Source organism: Pseudomonas sp. 3B-A001-10F, assembly GCF_056313565.1.
Genome location: NZ_JBQYFW010000002.1, coordinates 103,125 through 126,559 on the forward strand (window position 1 = coordinate 103,125; position 23,435 = coordinate 126,559).

Genomic DNA, 23,435 nt, shown 5'->3' on the forward strand with positions numbered 1-23,435 from the left:
CAAGTCTCGCGCCGGCGCTAAGATCAATCCAACGAATGTTTCTGATGGCATGCATCACGGAGATTCATCAATTGTCGGCCTACCCCAGTATCGATACCGATGTCCTGCGCACCTTTGTCGCGATTGCCGATCAGGGCGGTTTCACCCGCGCCGGCGAAATGGTCAACCGCACGCAGTCGGCGGTGAGCATGCAGATGAAGCGTCTGGAAGAAGACGTGTTGCAGCGGCAGTTGTTCGAGCGCGACGGACGCCAGGTGCGTCTGACCGCTGAAGGCCAGGTGCTGCTCGGATACGCGCGGCGCATCCTCAAGCTGCACAGCGAAGTGTTCAACACCTTGCGCGAGCCGCACATGGTCGGCACCGTGCGCATCGGCACGCCGGATGACTACGTGATGCGTTTTCTGCCGGGGATCCTGTCGCGGTTTGCGCAGTTCTATCCACTGATCCAGATCGAAGTGCATTGCGAATCGACCAAACAACTGTTGCAGCGTACTGACCTGGATTTGTCGATCGTCACCCGTGAACCGGGCAACGAAATCGGTCAGTTGCTGCGCAAGGAGCGTTTTGTCTGGGCCGAGGCGCAGAATTTCAGCGCCCACGAACAAACGCCACTACCTCTGGCGATGTTCAACAGTGATTGTTTCTGCCGCTTGTGGGCGTGTAACGCACTGGATGCGATGGGCCGCGAATACCGCATCGCATATAACAGCACCAGCCTCTCGGCGTTGATGGCAGTGGTGAGCGCGGGTCTGGCGATCACCGCGCAACTGGAAAGCCTGATCACCCCGGACATGCGCATTCTCGGCGCCGCCGAAGATCTGCCGCTGTTGCCCGAGGCCAGCATCATGCTGATCCGCAACCTGAACAATCCGTCGCCGATCACCGAGTGCCTGGCCGAGCATATCGTCGAAGGTTTTAAACTTTAAACGCGAGCATCACCGCACACAGCACCAGAAAACCGCAGAACAGCCCGCGCAGAAGTTTTTCCGGCATGGCGTGGGCAACTTTCACCCCCCAACTGATGCTCGCCAGACCGCCGATGGCCAGCGGCAGGCCGATCATCCAGTCCACTTCGTGATGTACCGCGTAGGTCACCAGGGTCACGCCGGTGCTTGGCAACGCCAGCGCCAGCGACAAGCCCTGAGCGACCACTTGCGTGGTGCCGAAGAGGCTGGTCAGCACCGGCGTTGCCACCACGGCACCGCCGACACCGAACAAGCCGCCCATGGTTCCGGACGCCGCACCGAGAACGCCGAGCCAAGGCCAGGAATAGCGCATCTCGGAAGTCGCAGCGGGTTGCTTGCCGAACATCTTCAGCAGGTTGTACGCCGAGAGCACCACCAGGAAAGCGACAAAACCGATGCGCATGGTTTGCGCATCGATACCCACCGCCCAGATCGAACCGATCCACGCAAAGCAAAAACCCATCAAAGCCAAGGGCAACGCATGCCGCAGTTCGATGCGATTGCGCTGGTGATAGCGCCACAGCGCCAACATCACGTTCGGCACCACCATGACCAGCGCGGTGCCTTGGGCAATCTGCTGATCGAGGCCGAACCACACACCAAGCAGCGGGATAGCAATCAAGCCGCCGCCGATGCCGAAAATGCCGCCAAGGGTGCCAAGCGCGGCGCCGAACAGCAGGTACAACAAAAACTCCATCACAGCTCAATTCCTCTTACGTCAGGCGATTCATCCTACGCAGTCATGGCTGGCGGGGAAACGCACAGCAACGCACAATGGCTATGCTGATTTCGCACAAGCGTGAATTCTTATGAACCCCAACCAACTGACTGAACAATTAGAGTTGTTTCTCGATGTGCTGGAGAGTGGCAGTTTTTCCGCCGCCTCGCGCCGTCATCCGCTGACACCTTCGGCCGTTGCGCGACGCATCGACAGCCTGGAAAGCGCCGTCGGCAGTCAGTTATTTATACGCAGCACTCACGCCGTCAGAGCCACACCCGCCGGTCTGGCGTTTGCCGAACGTGCCCGGCGCATTGTCGCCGAGTTGCAACTGGCGCGGGCCGAAGCCGTGTCCTTGAGCAGCGCGCCGGAAGGCTTGATTCGCATCGACGCCCCCGCCGCGTTCGGGCGACGGCATCTGGCACCGGTGATCGCCGACTTTCTCGTCCTCTACCCGGGGCTGGATGTGCAGTTGCACTTGATCGACAGTTTCGTCGACATGGGCGGCTCGAACCTGGGCAAGGTCGATCTGGTACTGCGTGCCGGGCAAATGGCTGACACGCGATTGGTGGCCACGCCTTTGGCGAGCATGGTGCGCATAGCCTGTGCCAGTCCTGACTATCTCAAACGCCGGGGCGTGCCCGGCAGTCCGGCACAACTTGGTGAACATGACGGTCTGGACTGGGAAGGCCTCGCCCCGCCTTTTGCCTGGCGGTTCGAGCAGGACGGCCAGATGCACTTGCACCGCCCGGCGCGCATCCGCATGAGCGCCAACAATGCCGAAGCGCTGGTGTGTGGGGCTTTGGCGGGATTAGGGATTGCGCATTTGCCGACCTGGCTGGCGAGCGAATACCTGCTGCGCGGTGAACTGGTCCCGCTGTTCTGCGAGAGCGGCCTGCCGGCCCCGGAATCCACCGGCATCTACGCACTGCGCATGGAACAGCAAACCAACTCGCGCAGCCGCTTGTTGCTTGAATACCTCAAAACTCGTTTCAGTCCAGTGCCGCCGTGGGATCTGGCACTGCAACGGGATCTCGGCCGCCATTAGATCCGGAGAATTATCTGGCGCATTAAAGATTCGAGCGCTAGATTCATGACCATCACCGAACAAGGCTTTGACATGACTTCCCAACGCGACACCTGCGACGACCTGCTGCTGGATAACCAGGCCTGCTTCGCCCTGCATTCCACTTCGCTGATGATGACCAAGGTCTACAAGCCGCTGCTGCAAGCCTTGAACCTGACCTATCCGCAGTACCTGGCGATGATGGTGTTGTGGGAGAAGGATGGATTGACGGTCGGAGAAATCAGCTCGCGGTTGCTGACCGATCCCGGCTCGCTGACTCCGCTGCTCAAACGCCTGGAGGGCGAAGGGTTGCTCAGCCGCACGCGCAGTCGTGAGGATGAGCGGGTAGTGATTGTCGAGCTGACCGAGCAAGGCCGAGCGCTGAAAGAAAAAGCCCAGACCGTTCCGCAATGCATCCTCGGCGCCAGCGGCTTCTCTCTGGAACGCCTGCAGAAGCTGCAATCAGAGTTGCAGGCGCTACGCGGTCACTTGCAAGAAAGCCTGATCTGACCTCCACACAGTCCCTGTGGGAGCGAGCCTGCTCGCGAATGCGTAGTGTCAGTCGATATGAATGGTGACTGATACACCGCATTCGCGAGCAGGCTCGCTCCCACATTGGTTTCATCGACAGCAAAATATTTTCACCACCTGATCTACCGCGCAATCCGCTCTAACTCAAGCCTTACAGCCACCCTCTCATACCCGCCCCTTCGTGGAAGTGCAGATTTTTCAAAAATTTATCTTGCGCACTAAATATTCGCGCGATACATTCACCTCGCACTTACTTAGCGCGCAAACAATTAGCGCACAAAACCACACCCAATGAGGCTCACACCATGCAAACTCTCTACACCGCAATCGCAACCTCCACTGGCGGCCGTGATGGTCGTGCGATCTCCAGCGACAACATCCTCGACGTCAAACTCGCCACTCCGAAAGAACTCGGCGGTGCCGGCGGCGCGGCGACCAACCCAGAGCAACTGTTCGCGGCCGGCTACTCGGCCTGCTTCATCGGCGCACTGAAATTCGTCGCCAGCCAGACCAAACGCAAAATCCCCGACGATGCCTCGATCACCGCCCACGTCGGTATCGGCCAGATCCCCGGTGGCTTCGGTCTGGACATCGACCTGCACATCAGCCTGCCTGGCCTGGAACAAGCCGACGCACAAGCGCTGGTCGACGCTGCTCACCAGGTCTGCCCGTACTCCAACGCCACCCGTGGCAACGTCGATGTACGTCTGCACACCACCGTTTAACTGCTGATACCCCAGGCCCGAACAGGAAATGAACATGCACACTTTCAGCAAAGTCTTGACCGGTACCCTTCTCGCCCTGTCCATCCACAGTGCATTTGCCGGTGATGTCGAACACAACACTCAGGCATTTCTCGATGTGCTGAATGCCGGCACCGGCAAACCGATGGAACAGCTGACACCCAAAGATGCCCGCGCCGTGCTGGTCGGCGCGCAGTCCGGGGTCAAGCTGACGCTGCGCAAAACGGACGTCAGCGAGAAAACCATCCAGATCGATGGCCAACCGTTGAGCCTGACCATCGTCCGGCCGGCCGGGGTCAAGGGCGAGCTGCCAGTGTTCATGTTCTTCCACGGTGGTGGCTGGGTGCTGGGCGATTTCCCGACGCACGAGCGGCTGGTGCGGGATCTGGTGGTCGGTTCAGGAGCGGCGGCGGTGTTCGTCAATTACACGCCTTCACCGGAAGCGCATTACCCGGTGGCGATCAACCAGGCCTACGCGGCAACGAAGTGGGTCGCCGAGCACGGCAAAGAAATCAATGTCGATGGGAAACGTCTGGCCGTCGCAGGCAACAGCGTCGGCGGCAACATGGCGGCCGTGGTTGCACTGATGGCCAAAGACAAAGGCACGCCGGCGATCAAGTTCCAGGTGCTGTTGTGGCCTGTGACGGACGCCAATTTCGACACCGGCTCCTACAACCAGTACGCCGAAGGGCACTTCCTCACGCGCAACATGATGAAGTGGTTCTGGGACAACTACACCACCGACGCCAAGCAGCGAAACGAGATCTACGCCTCGCCGTTGCGGGCCTCCACGGCACAACTGAAGGGCCTGCCGCCCGCGCTGGTGCAGACCGCCGGCGCCGATGTGTTGCGTGATGAGGGTGAAGCCTACGCACGCAAACTCGACGAGGCCGGTGTAGCGGTGACGTCGGTGCGGTACAACGGCATGATTCACGATTACGGTTTGCTTAACGTGGTCAGCCAGGTGCCGGCAGTACGTTCGGCGATGTTGCAGGCATCTGAAGAACTTAAGCAACACTTGAAGTAACCACAATCCCATTGTGGGAGTGAGCCTGCTCGCTCCCACAGGGGATTGTGTGAAGCTCAAATCGCAGGCACAAAAAAGCCCGGCTCAATGGCCGGGCTTTTTCTTTCCGTAAAAAGCGGTGCTTATTTAGCACGGCCTTTGTAGGAACCGCCTTCGCGGGTATCGATTTCGATCTTGTCACCGATTTCGATGAAGTCAGCAACTTGCAGCTCAGTACCGTTGGCCAGCTTGGCTGGCTTCATGACTTTGCCGGAAGTGTCGCCACGAGCCGAACCTTCGGTGTAGTCAACTACGCGCACGATGGTGGTCGGCAGCTCTACGGAAACCAGACGCTCTTCGAAGAAGATCGCTTCGCAAACATCGGTCATGCCTTCTTCAACGAAAGGCAGAACAGCTTCGATGTCTTCAGCGTTCAGCTCGTACATGGTGTAGTCAGTGGTGTCCATGAACGTGTAGGTGTCGCCGCTGATGAAGGACAGGGTCGCTTCTTTGCGGTCGAGGATTACGTCGTCCAGTTTGTCGTCAGCGCTGTAAACGATCTCGGTCTTGTAACCGGTCAGCAGGTTTTTCAGCTTGGTCTTCATGATCGCGCTGTTACGGCCCGACTTGGTGAATTCAGCTTTCTGAACCAGCCAAGGATCGTTCTCGAGACGGATCACGGTACCGGGTTTCAGTTCTTTACCAGTTTTCATTGCGAATATCCGAATTTGGATGGGATTTACAAAAATCTAGGCCGCGTATCATATCCAATTTAGGTAAAACTGTACCAGCGCTGCGGCAAGATCGGCCTGCAAGCCTTGTTCCAGACACCACGCTTCGGCATTTTCCTGCAGTTCTGGCCAATGATTGCGGACTTCGAGCCAGTGTTCACCGATGGGCTGACCGGCGCTCCAGGCTCGCCACAGACCGTTCATCGCCTCGGCAGCGGCCGGTGACAGACCTTTTGTGTAAAGCGCGAGGAAGGCATCAAGCTTGTCCAGATGGATGTCTTCATCCTGCTGATAGATGTGCCAGAGCATCGGCCGCCCCGCCCACTGCGCCCGCACGAACGAGTCCTCACCACGCACCGCGTTGAAATCACAGCACCAGAGCAACTGATCGTATTGATCCTGACGGACGAACGGCAACACCTGCACGGTCAATGACTGACGCACATTGATCTCGCCCACCGTCAGGGCTTCCACCCCGAGCCAGCGCGCCACGTCGCCAAGAATCCGCCCCTCCGGCACCAACAGGTGAGTCGGCGCAGCGTCCGCCGCCAAAACGTCCAGCCAACTGGCCAGCCCGGCATTCTCGTAGGCAAACAACGAAATCAGCTGGGCTTCAGACGCAGGATAGATCCCGAGACCTTGCAGGAATTGCCGTTGAGCTTCGGCATCCTGTTGAAACTGCCGACGCTGCTCGAGCAAGCCGCGCTCACGCAACAGCCCACCAGTGCCTGGCTGGAATCCGGGAAAGAAAAAGAACTTCTGCACCGATTTGTATTTGACCGACGGCAAGCCGTGACAACCAATCACCCAGTCTTCGGCGCTGAGATAGTCGAGGTTCATCCACAAGGGCGGCGGCTCTCGCGTGGCCATCGCGTCCATGTAATCACTGGGCAACTGACAGGCGAACGCAGCGATCACCACATCCGCCGCCTCTGTGTGCACCCAGTCAGCCGGCCAGTGCCGCACTTCAACGCCATGTTGCGATTGCTGTGCGGCGTTGATATCGATCGCCGGGCAAATGCGTTCGAAGGCGCGCAGATCATCGACCCACAAGCGCACCGCCAAACCATGCTCAGCCACCAATTGCCGAGCCAGACGCCAGGTCACGCCGATGTCGCCAAAGTTGTCGACCACCGTGCAGAAAATATCCCAGCGGGGTTTCAATTGCGGCATTCAAGACTCCCGTTGGCAAAAGCTGCGATTGTCCGCATAAATCACCTCGCGCAGAAGAGCCGACGGCGATTAATCTTCGTGCGACAATCGCCACTTGCCCGCAATCATCCGCCAGGAGGCAGCCATGCCCTATCGCCCCAATCCGCGTCGCCCGTTGCCTGTTCAGCTTAGCGCGCTGCATTTGACCGGCAGCATTGCCCTGGGCATGTGGCTGGGCTTTGTCGCCATTGCGCTGACCTGCTGGCTGCTGTCGCACTTTTTGCTCAAGGAGCAATTGGCACCGGTTGCGCAAGCGGTGCAGCAACTGGCCAATCCACCGGCCGTGCAGGTGCAACCGGACATTCCTCCGCCGAGCCCGCAGTTCCAGCAATACGAAGAAAACCTGCGCAAGAACGAACAACAGGCACGTCTGGATCAGGCACGCGGCAGCACGCGTAATCTGTCCAATCCGAAGTGCCAGTTCTGGCTGCAACAGGATCAGACGGCCCCGAGCGAGAAAAGCCGCGCCAACGTTTTGCAATTCTGCGATTGATCATGAACAAGCACATCGTCCACCAACTGATTCTCGACAAACTGCGCATCGACCTCGACATCGCCGAGCGCGCCGCGCAAACCGCTTACGAAACCGCGACGCACGAAGAAAACATCGCCGAAAACAAGTACGACACGCTGGGTCTGGAAGCGTCGTATCTGGCAGCCGGGCAAGCAAAACGGGTCGAGGAAATCCGTCAGTCTTTGGCGTTGTGCCAGAATCTGACGCTGCGGGCCTACGATGAAAACCGTGGTATCGAAGTCGGTGCCCTGCTCGGCCTGGAGGACGAAAAGGGTCGCGAGCAATGGCTGTTTCTGGCGCCGGATGCAGCAGGCCTGAAAGTCGATGTGGTCGGTCAGCCGATTACCGTCATCACTCCGCGCTCGCCGCTGGGCAAAGGTCTGCTGGGCAAGTGCGAAGGTGATGAGGTGGAGATTCTGGTGGCGGGCACTCGGCAACAGTTTGCTGTCACCGAGGTACTCTGAGGCAACTGATCAGTGAACGGGTAGCTCGACGCCGTCGAACAGCTCTTCCAGTTCCTGCTTGTTGTGGCACTGAATGGCTTTGGCCATGACTTCGCGAGTCAGATGCGGGGCGAACTTCTCGATGAAGTCGCACATGAAGCCGCGCAGGAAAGTGCCGCGACGGAAACCGATCTTGGTCACGCTCGATTCGAACAATTCGCTGGCGTCCAGCACCACCAGATCGTTGTCGAGCTTGGTGTCGACTGCCATTTTAGCGACGATGCCCACGCCCAGCCCCAGACGCACGTAAGTCTTGATCACGTCGGCGTCGGCGGCGGTGAACACCACTTTCGGCGTCAGGCCGCGATGGCTGAAGGCTTCGTCGAGTTTCGAACGGCCGGTGAAACCGAACACGTAAGTCACGATCGGGTATTCGGCCAGCGCTTCCAGGGTCAGCTTTGGCAACTTGGTCAGCGGATGGCCCTGCGGTACGACCACGCAACGATTCCAGCGGTAGCACGGCATCATCACCAGATCGCCGAACAGCTCCAGCGCTTCGGTGGCGATGGCAAAATCCACAGTGCCATCAGCGGCCATTTCGGCGATCTGCATCGGCGAACCCTGGTGCATGTGCAGCGCCACGTCCGGGTATTGCTTGATGAAATTGCTGATCACCGGCGGGAGTGCATAACGTGCTTGGGTGTGGGTGGTGGCGATCGACAGGGTGCCTTTCTTCTCGTTGGAGAATTCCTGGGCGATCTGCTTGATGCTTTCGACCTTGCGCAGAATCTCACCGGCGGTGGTGATGATGCGCTCGCCGGCCGGGGTCACGCGGGTCAGGTGTTTGCCGCTGCGGGCAAACACTTCGACACCGAGTTCGTCTTCCAGCAGGCGGATTTGTTTACTGATGCCCGGTTGCGAGGTGTAAAGGCTTTGGGCTGTAGCGGAAACGTTGAGGTCGTGGTGCGCCACTTCCCAGATGTAGCGCAATTGTTGAAGCTTCATATGAATCCCTCAAAGCAGGTAGACGCCACGGGCATCAGCGACGGTATATAACTATATTAATGGTTTGAATAATAAATCTAGAACTTTTTTATCAAAGCGCCATTATTCCTTCCTTAGCGATCCTCCCGCCGCCGCCGCTCCACTAACGGCACCAGATAAACCGGCACCTTGGCCAATTGCAGGACCCGCGCCGCCGTGCGCCCCAACGGCGTTTCCGCGCCCACCCCATGGCTATGACTGCCTACGATCAGCAGATCGACAGAGAGTTTCTGCACCTGGTCGAGAATCACCTGCGACGGATCGCCCTGCAGCACGCGCACGGCGCGAATGCGCTGCAGATCCTGTTCGCCTTCATCCCCCAGCTCTTCGCGAAAACTGTCCAGCACCCGCTGCTCGATATTGGCAATGACAGTTTTCAGACCCTGGCTGTGAAATTCGTTCAATGCCTGCTCGTCGAGATAGCTCTGCAACACCGATTCGGCAAACAGCCCCATCGGCTCCACCGCGTGCACTACATACAAATCGGCATTGAACGTTCGCGCCAACGCCAGGGCATGCTGCATCACTAACGGTGCGTACAGACCGAGGTCAGTGGCATACAGCATCGAACGAATCATATGACCTCCTCGCGTGCCAACATGGCGGAGATTTGATTCAGCTTAGCAGTGCCTTGGCGAGTACGACGTGCGGCGCAACGTCTTGAAGCACAGGGCTTTAGATGGACGGCTCATTGCTGATGCCGTGAGGCACGTGACCGGTGGCGACCACTTCGCGGGCGAGTTCGCAGTGACCGGCCTGATCGTCGAAAAACACGTCCGCGGCGAAGGCTTCAAGGAACGCCGATTTGGTCAGGCCACCGAGAAACAGTGACTCGTCGAGACGAATGTCCCACTCGCGCAAGGTGCGGATCACCCGCTCATGGGCCGGCGCCGAACGTGCAGTGACCAGCGCCGTGCGGATCGGGCAATCGTCATCGGGAAACTCGCGCTGCAACAGATTGAGCGCCGCCAGAAAGCCCTTGAACGGCCCACCGCGCAACGGCTCGCGAGCCGACTCACGCTCCTTGGCCTGGAACGCTTCGAGCCCGCCGGACTGATAGACGCGTTCCGACTCGTCGGAAAAAATCACTGCGTCGCCGTCGAAGGCGATGCGCAATTCGTCACTGGCCGCACGACTGGCACCACCGGACAGAATCGTCGCCGCTGCGAATCCGGCATCCAGCGCCGCGCGCACATCTTCGGCATGGGTCGAAAGAAACAGGTCGCAACCAAAGGCTTTCAGATACGGATACGGACTGCGCCCGCCAACAAACGCCGCGCGGGAAATCGCCAGACCGTAATGGTGAATCGAGTTGAATACGCGCAGGCCGGTGTCGGCGCTGTTGCGCGAGACCAGAATCACCTCGACCCGCGCGCGGCCGAGGCGACTGTTGAGTTTCAGGAGTTTTTCCACCAGCGGAAAAGCATCGCCAGGTGCGAGGATTTCGTCTTCATGCTCAATCTGGTATTGCCGATAGGCTTCGACACCGCTCGACAGGTAGACCTTGTGGCTCTCGCTAAGGTCGAACAGGGCACGCGACGAAATCGCCAGCACCAGTTTGTCATCGATGTTCTTGGCCATGCCTTCCCCCGCCCCTCACAAAAAAAAACGACCTAAACGTTGCGCCGGTCGATAAAACGTAAATTACGATACAGCGCTTCGATGCGCGGCAGCTCACAGCCCGCCGCTTTGGCCGCTGCCAGTGGCCGAGCGTAAATCGCCTCCAGCTCCAGCGGTCGCTTATGTAAAAAGTCGTGGTACATGCTCGGCCAGTAGTCGGGCATTTTCTCGGTCATCATGAACAGGTAATCGGCGTATCCCGGCGGTATGTCCTGGCCGCAGGCCTTGGCACCCTGCACCACTTCGGCCATCAACGCCTGGATCTGCATGCGGCTGTCGGCGTCTGCCATCAGCGGCGTGGTGCTGGCGCCGAGCAGTACCGAAAGTCCATTGTAGGGGATGTTCCACACCAGTTTCTGCCAGCGCGCCTGGTGCAGATTGGCCATCGCCTGGGAATCGATTCCGGCAGCGCGGAACAACCCGGCCCCCTCCTCGACGATCGCCATGCGTGCAGCGTCAGCGCTGGACGGACCACTGTGGTAACCGACGTTCACCGCGCCCAAGGCTTGGTGGGTAACTTGTCCAGGCCCCTCGCGATGCACGCAGATCAGGCACAAGCCACCCAACAGGTGCAGGGAATCGGGAAGCAGCTCACGCAAGCCATCTTCGACGTCGAGACCGTTTTGCAGCACCAGCACTTTCGCATCCGGTTTGGCCGCTTGAATGATCGACGGAGCCAGGCCGGCGTTGCTGGTGGTCTTCGCCCCCACTAACAGCCAGTCGCACTTGGGCATGTCTTCGGCGGCGGAATAGGCCTGCGCCGGATGCAACGTCAGCGGGCCATGCACCGCGCTGTTGATTTGCAAACCGCGCTCAGCCACCGCCGAAAACTCGCTGCGCAACAGAAAGTGCACATCGAAACCGGCGCGCGCGAGCATTACGCCGTAAAAACCACCAATTGCGCCGGTGCCGATGATCCCTACGACCGGTTTATTCACTGCCCCCATCATGGCAACTCCTCTGCAATTCGCCCCAGTGCCTGCGCCAGCGCCGCGTTCAACGCATCGGTCGTCAGGCGCGTGTGCAATGCCCCAAAGAACTCGCCGTCGCGCACCACGAACAACGCCGGTAAGTGAAAGACCTGATAGCGCTCGACCAACCCGCCATTGTCGCCGGCATCGATCCAGCACAGACGATCAATCCCCAGCGCCATAGCCGGCAACACTTCGCGGGCATATCGGCAACTGGCGCAGCCGACGCTGGTGAAAATCACCAGCGAAACGCCGCTCATCGCCAATAGCCGTTGGTCGGCGTCGAAATCGGTCAGTTCGGATTCGACCACTATACTGGGGGAAACAATGTCAAATGGCTGACACAGGGAGTCTGTGCTCATGGGACGTTTCATTCCTCATCCGGACGAGGTGCCGGTTGAATTAACCTTGCTCAAGCCTGAGTGTATTTCCAGGCAACAGCTGCACACTATCAGCCTCGGCGGCATCGCTTGCAATTACCACCGTGCCTGGCGCCATGGCACGGCGCTGCAAGTGCGCATGCCGTCACTGCATGCCGACATTTGTTACCCGGGCTACGTGGCGTGGTGCCTGCGGCGCAAAAAAGGCTATCTGGTGGGCATCGCGTTTACCGATGAGCAGACGCTGTTCAGTGCGCGAATGGGTGAGCAAGTGTGTCAGATCGAGCGCTACTGCCGCATGCACGACACCCACGATGACTTGCAAGAAATTCAGGCGGTGGCCCTGCAATGGGTCGAGCAACACGCCGACGAGTTCTCCCACGACAGCGTGCGCAAGGCTTTTGCGCAGCCAGCGCTGGACTAAAGCACCTTTTGCCCATTGTCGAGCAGGCGCTTTACGCGCTAAGGTTCCGCTCCCCGACGCGCTTAAATCTGCTGTGCTCCGCCGCGCGGGGATCGCTGGCGGCCGGCACCCGTGACCTGACGAGTAAACGATGGCTGATTTACCGATCAACGACCTAAACGTCGCCTCTAACGAGACCCTGATCACTCCCGATCAGCTCAAGCGTGATATTCCTCTGAGCGACGCTGCCCTGCGCACCGTCACCAAGGGCCGCGAAGTCATTCGCAACATTCTTGATGGCACCGACCACCGTCTGTTCGTAGTGATCGGCCCGTGCTCGATCCACGATATCAAGGCAGCCCACGAATACGCCGATCGCCTCAAGGTGCTGGCTGCGGAAGTTTCCGACACCCTGTACCTGGTCATGCGCGTGTATTTCGAGAAACCACGGACCACCGTGGGCTGGAAAGGCCTGATCAACGATCCATACCTGGACGACTCGTTCAAGATTCAGGACGGTCTGCACATCGGTCGTCAGTTGCTGCTGGATCTGGCCGAAAAAGGCCTGCCGACCGCCACCGAAGCCCTTGACCCGATTTCCCCGCAGTACCTGCAGGATCTGATCAGTTGGTCGGCCATCGGCGCACGTACCACTGAATCGCAGACTCACCGTGAGATGGCTTCCGGCCTGTCCTCGGCCGTCGGCTTCAAGAACGGCACCGACGGCGGTCTGACTGTGGCGATCAACGCCTTGCAGTCGGTCTCCAGCCCGCATCGCTTCCTCGGCATCAACCAGGAAGGTGGCGTGTCGATCGTCACCACCAAAGGCAATGCCTACGGTCACGTGGTGCTGCGCGGGGGTAATGGCAAGCCGAACTATGATTCGGTCAGCGTTGCCCTGTGCGAGCAGGCGCTGAACAAAGCGAAGATCAAGCCGAACATCATGGTCGACTGCAGCCACGCCAACTCCAACAAGGATCCGGCCCTGCAACCGCTGGTGATGGAGAACGTCGCCAACCAGATCCTCGAAGGCAACCAGTCGATCATCGGCCTGATGGTCGAAAGTCACCTGAACTGGGGCTGCCAGGCGATTCCGAAAGACCTCGCCGACCTGCAATACGGCGTGTCGATCACCGATGCCTGCATCGACTGGTCCGCTACCGAGAACACCCTGCGCAGCATGCATGCCAAGCTCAAGGATGTTCTGCCAAAACGCCAGCGCAGCTGATACGCGTTTTACAGGCATAAAAAAACGCCGGGCAATGCCCGGCGTTTTTGTGTGTGCGATTCAGATCTTGGCGGCGCGGCGCTGATGACGCTCCATGTAGCGCTCGACGTAGGAGCACGAGGGGATCACCGTGTAGCCCATTTCTTCGGCGTACTGCAGCGCGCTTTCGGTCAGCGCTGCGGCAATGCCGCGGCCACGCAGGGCATTGGGCACGAAGGTGCGATAGATATCCAGGGTCTGTTTCCCCAGATCCATATAGGTCAGGTAGGCACGATGACCGTCCACATTGGTCTCGAACTGATGACCAGCCTGGTCATGGTGGATGGACAACGCCTCGCTCATCACTACTCCTCGCGGGTCTTGAATTCTGACCCCTACCTTACCGATGTTTTTCCGGCGAAGGAACATCTACGCCACCCCGTGCCTGATGGACACCGAGAAGAGCCACACCGATCTCGCGCAACCTGGCACCTGATAAATAGTAGGCACCATTGGCAAAAATGCTCAAGGTACGCTCGTCATCAAGCGGGTTGACGGGGGTTGCTCCGATGGACGCAGGGTGGGCCTGGAAGAAGATCTTGCCAAACCGGTCACCTGAACATTGCCGGATGTTGAGACTTAAGACGTGCAGCCTTTTTTAAAGTCACCTCAACATGGACAAAGATAAGCGAAGCAGCACGCAAATTCGGAACAAAAGTGTCGACGTATTCATCTAGAAAGACTTTAGCCAAGACTGCAAAAACAGCACGTGGCAACGGGAACTTTTTCGCATTAACTCGCTCAGCTCGGGGCTTGCAGCTGTATATTTTTTAAACAGCGCAGTTAAAAGTTGCTCGAAAAAGAATCAACGCCTACAATTTTTTTTGCTTCTTGCCTCACGTCAGTTTACTTACTACAAGTAATGGGTAGTATGTACGCCGGCTATTTCCTCAATCGTGAGGAGACAGCCACTTAATTGAAAGTCCTTGAAGGGGAACACGATGAACAACGTTCTGAAATTCTCTGCTCTGGCTCTGGCCGCAGTTCTGGCTACCGGTTGCAGCAGCGCATCGAAAGAAACCGAAGCACGTCTGACCGCTACTGAAGACGCAGCTGCTCGCTCCCAGGCTCGTGCAGACGAAGCTTACCGTAAAGCTGATGAAGCTCTGGCTGCTGCTCAAAAAGCACAACAGACTGCTGACGAAGCTAACGAGCGTGCTCTGCGCATGCTGGACAAAGCTAGCCGCAAGTAATAATCCTTCGGGGTTGTTATCGAGCCGACCCGATTTTTCGGGTCGGCTTTTTTGTGCCCGATGCTTTTGCCCGGGCATTAAAAAAACCGCCGGCGCTGTACGCATCGGCGGGCCTTTAACCTCGACTTACTGCTGCAAGTCGATCGGTGTACTCGAAACCATCGGGGCCGAGGCACTCGGCGTGCCGATTTCCGTTGGCAGGCCATCTTCGGCCGCGACCACATCACGCACCACATCCCAGTTCACGCGCAGGTTGCTGGTGACGTCTTCACGCTTGAGCATCGCGTTGATCACCGCAGTGTGCTTGTCGACCACCGACGGGTTGCCCTTGTCGTCGATCGGCGTGTGCGCTTCCAGATAAACCTTGCCGCCACTGCTGCCGAACTTGTAGGCATCGTTGAGGATACGCACCGACGTGCCTACCGGCACCATGCTGGCCATTTCCAGCACGTTATTGTTGAACATGCGGAAGCAGCCGTGACTGGTGCGCATGCCGATACCGAATTTTTTGTTCGAACCGTGGATCAGGTAACCCGGCGTACCCAGGGTGAACTTGAAAGGGCCCAACGGGTTGTCTGGGCCGGCCGGCACTACGTTTGGCAGCGGATCACCGTCTGCGGCGTGTTCAGCCTTGATCGACGCTGGAGGCGTCCAGGTCGGGTTTGGCGTTTTGGCGATGATCGAGGTGTGTGCGATTGGCGAGCCCCAACCCTCGCGACCGATACCCAGCGGGAACGTGTACACCACGTTGCGGCCTTTCGGGAAGTAGTAGAGGCGGTATTCGGCAAGGTTGATAACGATGCCTTCGCGCGGGCCCGGCGGCAGAATGAAGCGGGTCGGCAGGACGATTTCAGTGCCGGCACCCGGCAACCAGGCATCGACGCCCGGGTTGGCCGCGACCATCTCCGAGTAGCCCAGATCGTACTTCGTGCCCAGATCGGCGAAGGTGTCTTCGTACTTGGCTTTGATCACCTGCACCTGACCGATGATGTCTTCACCGGGTGGTGGCAGGGGAAACTCCAATGCAGCAACGGGACCGGCCACACACAGGGCGGCAAGTGACAGGCAGCGGGTGACGGCAGGAAAGCGCGGCAACATCCGGAAAATCCTTCGCATGATCAACAAGGGTATAAGAGCGCGATTGTACACCGCACTTTGAATATTCGGGGAGCCACGCCGATGGACCGTGCTGAATGCGAAAAGATCGCAGCCTTCGGCAGCTCCTACAGGATTACGCGAACCCATGTAGGAGCTGCCGCAGGCTGCGATCTTTTGCTCTTAAAGCTCGAAACGCAGCTCTGGCCAGATCGGCGAGGTGCCGCGCTTCTGCGATTCCAGAATCGCCCGGCACAGCGAGCACAGGCGCTGATCCTGAAACACCCGGCGATCGACGCTCGACCAGCGCGGTTGCGCCGGCAGCAAGCTGCCGCACAGGGTGCGATCAGCCGAACCACCGAGTTCGAGTTGACGGGTCACCAGATGCACCCGCACTTCCTGGCAGGCGAACAGATCCAGCTGTTCGTCAGGCTCGATCAGTTGGTAGGCAAACAGGGACCAGGCAGAACGCGACATCGGGGGCTCCAGATAAGGGGGCGCCACATTAGCCGAAAGCCTGTCCTTAGAAAAGCCTCATAACAGCGGTTTTAGCGTCGGCCAGACATTTTCCAGCAACTTGCCCTGAGCCCCGGCTGCCGGGTGCAGACCATCGGCCTGCATCAGGTCCGGATGGCCACCGACGCCGTCGAGGAAAAACGGCACCAGGGGGATCTTTTTATCGTCGGCGAGTTTGCCGTAGACCTCGGCGAAGGCATCGGTGTAACGCTTGCCGTAATTGGGCGGCAGTTGCATGCCGAGCAGCAGCACCTTGGCCCCGCTCTGACGCGAGCTGTCGATCATCGAGGCAAGATTTTGTTGCAATTGAGTTGGCGGCATTCCACGCAAGCCATCATTGCCGCCCAGTTCGAGGATCACCAGCTCAGGCTTATGCTCTGCAAGCAGCGCCGGCAGCCGTGCCTGACCTCCGGCGCTGGTGTCGCCGCTGATGGAGGCGTTGACCACTTTGTCGTCGAAACCCTCCTGTTTGAGCCGTTGTTCGAGCAACGACACCCATCCCAAGCGGGTATCCAGTCCGAAACCGGCGCTGATACTATCGCCAACGATCAGGACAGTACCCGCCGCTGCGTTCTGGGCCATGCACATCAAGGCCAGGCCAGCACTCAAAAACCACACACGCATCGGATTCTCCATGGGCGCAAGCATTCTCACCGCGAAGAACCTCAGCAAAGTGGTTCCCAGCGCGGAAGGTGAACTGACTATCCTGCACGAACTCAGCCTGGAACTGAACAAGGGCGACAGCCTCGCCATCGTCGGCGCGTCCGGTTCGGGCAAATCCACCCTCCTCGGCCTGCTCGCCGGCCTCGACTTGCCGAGCAGCGGCGAAGTCATCCTCGCCGGCCAGGGCCTGAGCAATCTCGACGAAGACCAGCGTGCACGCATTCGTGCCGAGCATGTCGGCTTCGTCTTCCAGTCCTTTCAGTTGCTCGATAGCCTCAACGCACTGGAAAACGTCATGCTGCCGCTGGAACTCGACGGCCGCAAAGATGCGCGTGAACGGGCCACCGAATTGCTCCAGCGCGTCGGTCTCGGCCAGCGCCTGACGCACTCGCCGCGCCAGCTCTCCGGTGGCGAGCAGCAACGTGTGGCCATTGCCCGCGCCTTCGCAGCCGAGCCTGACGTGCTGTTCGCCGATGAACCGACCGGCAACCTCGACAGCCACACTGGCGAGCGCATCAGCGACTTGCTCTTCGAATTGAACAAGGAACGCGGCACCACCCTGGTGCTGGTGACACACGACGAACGCCTGGCCCATCGCTGCCGGCGCCTGATCCGTCTTGAAGCCGGGCTGTTGGTCGCCCCTCTGGAGCCTTGATGGCACGTTTGCCGCTGTTGCGTCTGTTCAGTCTTGCCATACGCCAACTCATGCGCGATGCCCGCGCCGGGGAATTGCGCGTGTTGTTCTTCGCGCTGGTGGTGGCGGTGGCGGCGAGTACCGCCATCGGTTATTTCGGCGCCCGCCTCAACGGCGCGATGATGCTGCGCGCGACCGAATTTCTCGGTGCCGATCTGGTGCTGGAGGGCAGCTCGCCAGCCCGTGAAGAACAGATCAGGAGTGGCACCGAGCTGCGTCTGAAGCATGCGCAAGTGGTGGAATTCTCTAGCGTCATCGCCACCGACAATGGCATTCAGTTGTCGAGTATCAAAGCCGTCGACCGTGCCTATCCGTTGCGCGGCGAACTGAAGAGCGCACCCGCGCCGTTCGCCACCGAAGAAACCGGCGGTGAGCCGCAACCCGGCGAAGCCTGGGTCGAGGCACGCCTGCTGACTGCACTGGATCTGAAAATCGGCGACAGCATCGATGTCGGCATGCAGACGTTGAAACTGGCCCGCGTGCTGACGTATGAACCGGATCGCGCCGGCAACTTCTACAGCCTCACGCCGCGGGTCATGATCAACCTCGACGACCTCGCGGCCACCGGCGTGGTGCAACCCGGCAGCCGCGTGAGTTACCGCGAGCTGTGGCGCGGTGAACCGCAGGCGCTGGAAACTTATCGACAACTGATCAAACCCGGGCTTGCGGCCAACCAGCGAATACAGGATGCCCGCGATGGCAACCGGCAGATCGGCGGTGCACTCGGTAAGGCCGAGCGCTATTTGAATATGGCCAGTCTGGTCGCCGTCTTGTTGGCCGGAGTGGCGGTGGCCTTGTCGGCCAACCGATTCGCCAGTCGCCGTTTCGACGCCAGTGCCTTGCTGCGCTGCCTCGGTCTGTCGCGGCGGGAAACCATGGTGCTGTTCAGTCTGCAGTTGACTGTACTCGGGCTGTTCGCCGCATTCAGCGGTGCGCTGCTCGGCTGGCTGGCGCAACTGGGTCTGTTCGCACTGCTGCATGATTTGCTGCCAAGCGATGTTCCACCGGGCGGTGTGTTTCCTGCCATTGCCGGGATCGGCACCGGGCTGGTCGCATTGGCCGGTTTCGCCTTGCCGCCGCTGGCCGCATTGGGTCGTGTGCCGCCGCTGCGTGTATTGCGCCGCGACATGCTGCCGATTCCGTCGAGCACCTGGATGGTTTACGGCGCAGCATTAGGCGCCCTGGGTCTGATCATGTGGCGCCTGAGCCTCGATCTGCTGCTGACATTCGCTCTGCTCGGCGGTGGCGTGGTCGCCGCGTTGGTATTGGGCGGTTTGCTGTTGTTGCTGCTGCAAAGCCTGCGGCGGATGCTCGCCCGTGCTTCGCTGCCATGGCGCTTGGGCCTGGGCCAGTTGCTGCGGCATCCGTTGGCAGCGGCCGGTCAGTCGCTGGCCTTCGGCCTGATTCTGCTGTCGATGGCCTTGATCGCCCTGCTGCGCGGCGAATTGCTCGACACCTGGCAAAACCAGCTACCGAAAAACGCGCCGAACTACTTCGCCCTGAATATTCTGCCGGCAGATAAACAGGCTTTCACCGATCACCTGATAAAAGTGTCCGCGCAAGCCGCACCTCTTTATCCGGTCGTACCCGGCCGATTGATCAGCATCAACGGCGAAGCCGTGCAGCAAATCGTCAGCAAGGATTCGGCAGGCGATCGCGCTGTGCAGCGCGACTTGAGCCTGACCTGGGCGGCGGATTTGCCGGCGGGCAACAAGCTCACTGCCGGTGAGTGGTGGAAAGATCAGCCAACCGACGGTGTTCCCGGCGTATCGGTGGAAGGCAAAGTCGCCGAAAGCCTCAAGCTCAAACTCGGCGATCACATGGTGTTCAGCGTCGGCGGCGTCAATCGTGAAGCGAAGGTCACCAGCCTGCGCGAGATCAACTGGGACAATTTCCAGCCGAACTTCTTCATGATCTTCCAGCCTGGTACGTTGAAGGATCTGCCGGCGACTTATCTGACCAGCTTCTATCTGGCCCCCGGTCATGATCAGCAGATCGTCGAACTGTCGCGCGCATTCCCGGCGGTGACCATTCTTCAGGTCGAGGCGCTACTCGAACAGCTGCGCAGCATCCTCGCCCAAGTCACTTTGGCGGTCGAATATGTGCTGTTGTTTGTGTTGGCAGCGGGTATGGCCGTGCTGTTTTCCGGTTTGCAGGCAACGCTGGATGAACGTATCCGCCAAGGTGCGCTGTTGCGTGCATTGGGCGCGGAACGGCAGTTGCTGATCAAGGCGCGGCGCATCGAATTCGGCTTGCTCGGTGCGGTCAGCGGCTTGCTCGCCGCGATCGGCTCGGAAGTGGTGAGTCTGGTGTTGTATCGCTACGCGTTCGATCTGCCGTGGCACCCGCATCCGTGGTTGCTGGTGCTGCCATTGATTGGCGCGGCGTTGATTGGTGGCGCCGGCGTGTTCGGTACGCGCCGGGCACTCAATGCAAGTCCACTGACAGTGTTACGTGAGGGTTGATAGACTCAAGCGGTCTTAATCAAAAGAAGTTGCCATGAGCCGTTATCGCCCTCCCCGCACCGCCGGCACCGCGCTGATCACCCCTGAAGGTGAAGCGCGGATGCGCGCCGAATTCCATGAGTTGTGGCATGTGCGCCGCCCGCAAGTGACGCAATCGGTCAGCGAGGCCGCGGCTCAAGGCGATCGCTCGGAGAACGCCGAGTACACCTACGGCAAGAAAATGCTGCGCGAGATCGACAGTCGCGTGCGCTTTCTGACCAAACGTCTGGAAGCGTTGAAAGTCGTCAGTGAAAAACCCAGCGATCCGAACAAGGTCTACTTCGGCGCCTGGGTGACCATCGAAGACGAAGAAGGCAAGCAATCGCGCTACCGCATCGTCGGCCCCGATGAACTGGATCTGAAACTGGGCCTGATCAGCATCGACTCGCCACTGGCCCGCGCCTTGATCGGCAAGGCGCTGGATGCAGAAGTCCGGGTGCAGACGCCGACCGGCGAGCAGTTCGTTTACATCGTCGCCATCGACTATCCGTAAAGCGAATCAGCGGCGGGTGATCAGGCCCTGCCGCGCAACACGGACCAGTTGCTTGATCATCTCCGGCGCATCTTCAGCGCTCGGTGTCTGAATCACCGCGAGATCAAAACTGTCATTGGCAAAACGTGACAGCGACTCGCCGTCTTCAACGAACTGGATCAGGAACGCGGCAGGACCGCCGCTGCGCCGTGGCCAGCCATCGAGATAACGCAGCAGCGTTGGCTGATGTTTGCCGCCAAGGAGGATTTTCGGGTTGCGCTGGGTGATATGCGCCGTGATCGGTGCGGGACGTGCTGGAGGGCGTAGTGCATTCATCGTGTCGTGTCTCTGCCTCAAAAGTCTGCATGGCAGGTGAGAGGCAACACCGAACCAGCGCTTTAGCGGTATTTCGAAGCCCTGTTCCGGCTTCTGACGGCAACCGTTGAAGTCACCTGGCGCCCCGCAAGTAGCTGTTTAAATCGGCGCATGGGCAACATCCTAGAGAACGTGACCGATCAGTGTCAAGAATCAGCCGCAACAAAAAAGGCCCGCACAATGCGGGCCTGTTCCTTGAGCCAGAGCGCTTAACCGGCGATGGAGCGGTCCACCGAGAGCTTGCCGGCGCCTTCGATCAGGACGGCGAGGCTGCCACCGAGCAGAGCCAGGGCGAACTCGTAACCGTTGTTGGCCATAAACAGACCGTTGCTGATGTGAACGGTGAAGATCGCCACCAGCGAAAGAAAGGTCAGACCCAATGCTGCCGGACGCACCAGCAGGCCAATGATCAACGCCAGGCCAGCGAAGAATTCGGTACCGCCCGCCAATGTGGCCATCAGGTAGCCCGGGTGCAGACCGATGCTGTCCATGTACTGCGCGGTGCCCGCCAAACCGTAACCACCAAACAGACCGAAAAGTTTTTGCGAACCGTGAGCCGCAAAGATTACGCCGACAGCAATGCGCAGGATGGTCAGACCGTAGCCAGCGCGGGTGAACAGTACTTTGTTGATCAGAGAGCTCATGGGGCGTTCCTTGTTTTTGCGAGAAGTTATGTGTGTTGGTTGGCCGCTATATTAATCAATAAAATTCATGTTAAAAGCGCAAATATTCCGCCATAACAATCAGTTTATTAGATCATTTCCGTGAGACGACTTTTTGCCCCCCGGGCTCCAACGACTCCCGCTCCCGGTCGAACGCCAAGTAGTACTTGTTCACGCTATTAACATAGCTGACCGGCCCCATTCCTACCTGCTCCATGGCAATGCGTTCGACCTGGAAGAACCACTGATTGGGGTTCAGTCCACGCCGCCGGGCTTCAGCGCGCATGCCCTGCACGCGCTCTGGGCCGATGTTGTAGGCCGCCAACGTGAAAGCCATGCGTTCACGTTCATTGAGCTTGGGACTGTTGAAGAACTTGCGGCGGATCATCGCCAGGTACTTGGCCCCGGCCTGCACATTCGCATCGAGATTCTGAATGTTGTTCACGCCGACTCGCTGAGCGGCGGACGGGGTGATCTGCATCAGCCCGGTCGGACCACTGCCGCTGCGGGCATTGGGTTGCAGGCGTGACTCCTTAAACGCCAGTGCGGCCAGATTCAGCCAGTCCATGTTCTGCGCGTCGGCATGCTTTTGCAGGGTGGGGCGCAGTTTTTCCAGGCGCTGGCGATCAGCCTTGGCCAAGGGATAGTGGACTTGATAGAGACGACGATAGATGCGCAGAAACGCCGCATCTTCGTTGGACGGTTTCTTGTAACCGCCGAGAAAGCGATCGATGCTCGCGCGTAACATCGAGGCGTCGCGGCGTACGAACCAGTACTCCTCGCCCGGCTCGCTGATTATCAGTTGCCGGTCAAAACGCAGCTTCGGCAAGATCTTGCCCCAGCGCTCGGCGATGGGTTGCTCGACGATGGTCAGGTGGAAAATGCCACCCTGAACCATCTCCAGCACATCTTCGACCGCCAGGGACGGATCAACCCATTCGATCTTGATCGGCGCCAATTTGTGCAACGCCAGTTTCTGATTGAGCTGACTGACCGCCTCCCCCGCCGCACTGCCGGTGGGCAACGCCAGGGTTTTGCCGGAAAGCTGTTCGACCTTGGTGTAGCGCCGCTCGCCCTTGATCCCGACCAGCACCAGCGGCACATTGCTGGCAATCGGTTCGCTACTGGCTACGGCATAGCCCGGTTGCAGATCGAGCAATTCGCCCGGCGCAACCAGATCACCTTCGCCACGTTGCAAGGCGCCGAGCAGTTGATCCTTGGCTTTGGGAATGATCTTGAGGGTGACTTCCTGACCATCGCGGGCGTGGCCATTGAGGTATTGCTCGAAGGCGCGCAGGCGATGGTATTCGACGCCGATGGCCTGGCCCTGGACTTCGCCGGAGCTGTTGCGGCTCTGATTGACCAGTACGCGCAACACGCGGCTGCTGCGAATCTCGGACAAGTCACGCACCTTGGCCGCCGGCACGGCTTGCAGTGGCCCGGGCAGGCGCGCGACCGCCGTCATCGGCAGTAGCAGCGAGCCACACAACAGGAGCAAAACCGAGGGACGAACCATCCACTCTCCGGAAAGAATACGGGGCGATTTCATCGTTAAAACGTCGAAATCACCGACGAAAACAGAGCGCCATGAGCGCTGGCAACGTGCGAGAGACTGGCACAGTAATGGCACTTCTACCAAACCGGTCT

General features: G+C 59.3%; 28 protein-coding genes. 13 read left to right on the top strand and 15 right to left on the bottom strand.

Going from position 1 to position 23,435, the window contains the following annotated elements; all coding sequences use genetic code 11:
- The first annotated feature begins 71 nt into the window (after nt 1–71).
- Nucleotides 72–926: a LysR substrate-binding domain-containing protein gene (locus AC0ZWN_RS02800; RefSeq protein WP_007908606.1), complete on the top strand. Its 855-nt coding sequence runs from the start codon at nt 72–74 to the stop codon at nt 924–926.
- On the opposite strand, the gene AC0ZWN_RS02805 is transcribed toward AC0ZWN_RS02800, so the two are convergent.
- Entirely contained in the window at nt 916–1,665 is a 750-nt protein-coding gene (locus tag AC0ZWN_RS02805) for a sulfite exporter TauE/SafE family protein (protein ID WP_175559623.1), read from the bottom strand. The genes AC0ZWN_RS02800 and AC0ZWN_RS02805 overlap by 11 nt on opposite strands.
- Before the next feature lie 109 nt (nt 1,666–1,774).
- On the opposite strand from AC0ZWN_RS02805, the gene AC0ZWN_RS02810 reads away from it, so the two are divergent.
- From AC0ZWN_RS02810 to AC0ZWN_RS02825, 4 genes are all read left to right on the top strand, one after another.
- Nucleotides 1,775–2,731, top strand: coding sequence for a LysR family transcriptional regulator (locus tag AC0ZWN_RS02810; RefSeq protein ID WP_476333974.1), 957 nt, complete (start codon nt 1,775–1,777; stop codon nt 2,729–2,731).
- Between the two features lie 72 nt (nt 2,732–2,803).
- Nucleotides 2,804–3,259 carry a MarR family winged helix-turn-helix transcriptional regulator gene (locus tag AC0ZWN_RS02815; RefSeq protein WP_176471266.1) on the top strand — a complete coding sequence of 152 codons (456 nt, stop codon included), beginning with the start codon at nt 2,804–2,806 and terminating at the stop codon, nt 3,257–3,259.
- 326 nt (nt 3,260–3,585) lie between these two features.
- A complete protein-coding gene (locus AC0ZWN_RS02820) occupies nt 3,586–4,005 on the top strand; it encodes an organic hydroperoxide resistance protein (protein ID WP_016985496.1) in 420 nt (139 codons plus the stop codon).
- Nucleotides 4,006–4,039: 34 nt separating this feature from the next.
- Nucleotides 4,040–5,050 (top strand): alpha/beta hydrolase, encoded by a 1,011-nt coding sequence (locus AC0ZWN_RS02825; protein ID WP_476333976.1) that lies wholly within the window; start codon nt 4,040–4,042, stop codon nt 5,048–5,050.
- 122 nt (nt 5,051–5,172) lie between these two features.
- On the opposite strand, the gene AC0ZWN_RS02830 is transcribed toward AC0ZWN_RS02825, so the two are convergent.
- Nucleotides 5,173–5,742 carry an elongation factor P gene (locus tag AC0ZWN_RS02830; protein WP_007908599.1) on the bottom strand — a complete coding sequence of 190 codons (570 nt, stop codon included), beginning with the start codon at nt 5,740–5,742 and terminating at the stop codon, nt 5,173–5,175.
- Nucleotides 5,743–5,790: 48 nt separating this feature from the next.
- Entirely contained in the window at nt 5,791–6,933 is a 1,143-nt protein-coding gene (earP, locus tag AC0ZWN_RS02835; protein WP_476333978.1) for an elongation factor P maturation arginine rhamnosyltransferase EarP, read from the bottom strand.
- 124 nt (nt 6,934–7,057) lie between these two features.
- Between earP and AC0ZWN_RS02840 the strand changes: the two genes are divergently transcribed.
- Nucleotides 7,058–7,465 carry a hypothetical protein gene (locus AC0ZWN_RS02840; protein WP_476333980.1) on the top strand — a complete coding sequence of 136 codons (408 nt, stop codon included), beginning with the start codon at nt 7,058–7,060 and terminating at the stop codon, nt 7,463–7,465.
- Between the two features lie 2 nt (nt 7,466–7,467).
- A complete protein-coding gene (locus AC0ZWN_RS02845) occupies nt 7,468–7,950 on the top strand; it encodes a GreA/GreB family elongation factor (RefSeq protein WP_034155245.1) in 483 nt (160 codons plus the stop codon).
- A 9-nt stretch (nt 7,951–7,959) separates the two neighbouring features.
- Here the strand turns inward: AC0ZWN_RS02845 and cysB are convergent, their stop codons facing one another.
- The 5 genes from cysB to AC0ZWN_RS02870 form a co-directional block, all read right to left on the bottom strand.
- Nucleotides 7,960–8,934, bottom strand: coding sequence for an HTH-type transcriptional regulator CysB (cysB, locus tag AC0ZWN_RS02850; RefSeq protein WP_003183769.1), 975 nt, complete (start codon nt 8,932–8,934; stop codon nt 7,960–7,962).
- Between the two features lie 113 nt (nt 8,935–9,047).
- Complete coding sequence (locus tag AC0ZWN_RS02855) at nt 9,048–9,551, bottom strand: universal stress protein (RefSeq protein ID WP_016985500.1); 504 nt, start codon at nt 9,549–9,551, stop codon at nt 9,048–9,050.
- 97 nt (nt 9,552–9,648) lie between these two features.
- On the bottom strand, nt 9,649–10,554 hold the full coding sequence (locus AC0ZWN_RS02860; RefSeq protein WP_093435175.1) for a 5'-nucleotidase: 906 nt from the start codon (nt 10,552–10,554) through the stop codon (nt 9,649–9,651).
- A 32-nt stretch (nt 10,555–10,586) separates the two neighbouring features.
- A complete protein-coding gene (locus tag AC0ZWN_RS02865; protein WP_476333981.1) occupies nt 10,587–11,543 on the bottom strand; it encodes a putative 2-dehydropantoate 2-reductase in 957 nt (318 codons plus the stop codon).
- Nucleotides 11,540–11,926 carry a thioredoxin family protein gene (locus AC0ZWN_RS02870; protein ID WP_093435180.1) on the bottom strand — a complete coding sequence of 129 codons (387 nt, stop codon included), beginning with the start codon at nt 11,924–11,926 and terminating at the stop codon, nt 11,540–11,542. The genes AC0ZWN_RS02865 and AC0ZWN_RS02870 overlap by 4 nt, the downstream gene beginning before the upstream one ends.
- Between AC0ZWN_RS02870 and AC0ZWN_RS02875 the strand changes: the two genes are divergently transcribed.
- Together AC0ZWN_RS02875 and AC0ZWN_RS02880 are read left to right on the top strand one after the other, a co-directional pair.
- Complete coding sequence (locus tag AC0ZWN_RS02875; RefSeq protein ID WP_093435182.1) at nt 11,925–12,368, top strand: PilZ domain-containing protein; 444 nt, start codon at nt 11,925–11,927, stop codon at nt 12,366–12,368. The genes AC0ZWN_RS02870 and AC0ZWN_RS02875 overlap by 2 nt on opposite strands.
- A gap of 130 nt (nt 12,369–12,498) precedes the next feature.
- A complete protein-coding gene (locus AC0ZWN_RS02880) occupies nt 12,499–13,575 on the top strand; it encodes a 3-deoxy-7-phosphoheptulonate synthase (RefSeq protein ID WP_007908583.1) in 1,077 nt (358 codons plus the stop codon).
- A gap of 60 nt (nt 13,576–13,635) precedes the next feature.
- Here the strand turns inward: AC0ZWN_RS02880 and AC0ZWN_RS02885 are convergent, their stop codons facing one another.
- Nucleotides 13,636–13,917: a GNAT family N-acetyltransferase gene (locus AC0ZWN_RS02885; protein WP_003226804.1), complete on the bottom strand. Its 282-nt coding sequence runs from the start codon at nt 13,915–13,917 to the stop codon at nt 13,636–13,638.
- A 638-nt stretch (nt 13,918–14,555) separates the two neighbouring features.
- Here AC0ZWN_RS02885 and oprI point away from each other — a divergent pair.
- Nucleotides 14,556–14,807, top strand: a complete 252-nt coding sequence (gene oprI / locus AC0ZWN_RS02890) for an outer membrane lipoprotei OprI (RefSeq protein WP_003199355.1) — start codon at nt 14,556–14,558, stop codon at nt 14,805–14,807.
- 126 nt (nt 14,808–14,933) lie between these two features.
- Here oprI and AC0ZWN_RS02895 read toward each other — a convergent pair whose 3' ends face one another.
- The 3 genes from AC0ZWN_RS02895 to AC0ZWN_RS02905 form a co-directional block, all read right to left on the bottom strand.
- Entirely contained in the window at nt 14,934–15,905 is a 972-nt protein-coding gene (locus tag AC0ZWN_RS02895) for a L,D-transpeptidase family protein (RefSeq protein ID WP_460091797.1), read from the bottom strand.
- 180 nt (nt 15,906–16,085) lie between these two features.
- Complete coding sequence (locus AC0ZWN_RS02900) at nt 16,086–16,379, bottom strand: hypothetical protein (protein ID WP_007908575.1); 294 nt, start codon at nt 16,377–16,379, stop codon at nt 16,086–16,088.
- A 57-nt stretch (nt 16,380–16,436) separates the two neighbouring features.
- On the bottom strand, nt 16,437–17,042 hold the full coding sequence (locus tag AC0ZWN_RS02905; RefSeq protein ID WP_016985507.1) for an arylesterase: 606 nt from the start codon (nt 17,040–17,042) through the stop codon (nt 16,437–16,439).
- Nucleotides 17,043–17,052: 10 nt separating this feature from the next.
- Between AC0ZWN_RS02905 and AC0ZWN_RS02910 the strand changes: the two genes are divergently transcribed.
- Genes AC0ZWN_RS02910 through greB form a run of 3 tightly spaced genes read left to right on the top strand, consistent with a single transcriptional unit; the run spans nt 17,053 to nt 20,772 of the window.
- Complete coding sequence (locus AC0ZWN_RS02910) at nt 17,053–17,736, top strand: ABC transporter ATP-binding protein (RefSeq protein ID WP_007908572.1); 684 nt, start codon at nt 17,053–17,055, stop codon at nt 17,734–17,736.
- A complete protein-coding gene (locus AC0ZWN_RS02915; RefSeq protein ID WP_476333985.1) occupies nt 17,736–20,240 on the top strand; it encodes an ABC transporter permease in 2,505 nt (834 codons plus the stop codon). Before AC0ZWN_RS02910 ends, AC0ZWN_RS02915 begins: the two co-directional genes overlap by 1 nt.
- Before the next feature lie 34 nt (nt 20,241–20,274).
- The gene (gene greB / locus AC0ZWN_RS02920; RefSeq protein WP_186620585.1) at nt 20,275–20,772 is read left to right on the top strand and encodes a transcription elongation factor GreB; all 498 of its coding nucleotides are present in this window, start codon (nt 20,275–20,277) and stop codon (nt 20,770–20,772) included.
- A 6-nt stretch (nt 20,773–20,778) separates the two neighbouring features.
- On the opposite strand, the gene AC0ZWN_RS02925 is transcribed toward greB, so the two are convergent.
- The 3 genes from AC0ZWN_RS02925 to AC0ZWN_RS02935 form a co-directional block, all read right to left on the bottom strand.
- Nucleotides 20,779–21,087, bottom strand: a complete 309-nt coding sequence (locus AC0ZWN_RS02925; protein ID WP_476333986.1) for a class I SAM-dependent methyltransferase — start codon at nt 21,085–21,087, stop codon at nt 20,779–20,781.
- Nucleotides 21,088–21,335: 248 nt separating this feature from the next.
- Entirely contained in the window at nt 21,336–21,770 is a 435-nt protein-coding gene (locus AC0ZWN_RS02930; RefSeq protein WP_476333988.1) for a DoxX family protein, read from the bottom strand.
- A 112-nt stretch (nt 21,771–21,882) separates the two neighbouring features.
- Complete coding sequence (locus AC0ZWN_RS02935; protein ID WP_476333989.1) at nt 21,883–23,304, bottom strand: MltF family protein; 1,422 nt, start codon at nt 23,302–23,304, stop codon at nt 21,883–21,885.
- Between the last annotated feature and the right edge of the window lie 131 nt (nt 23,305–23,435).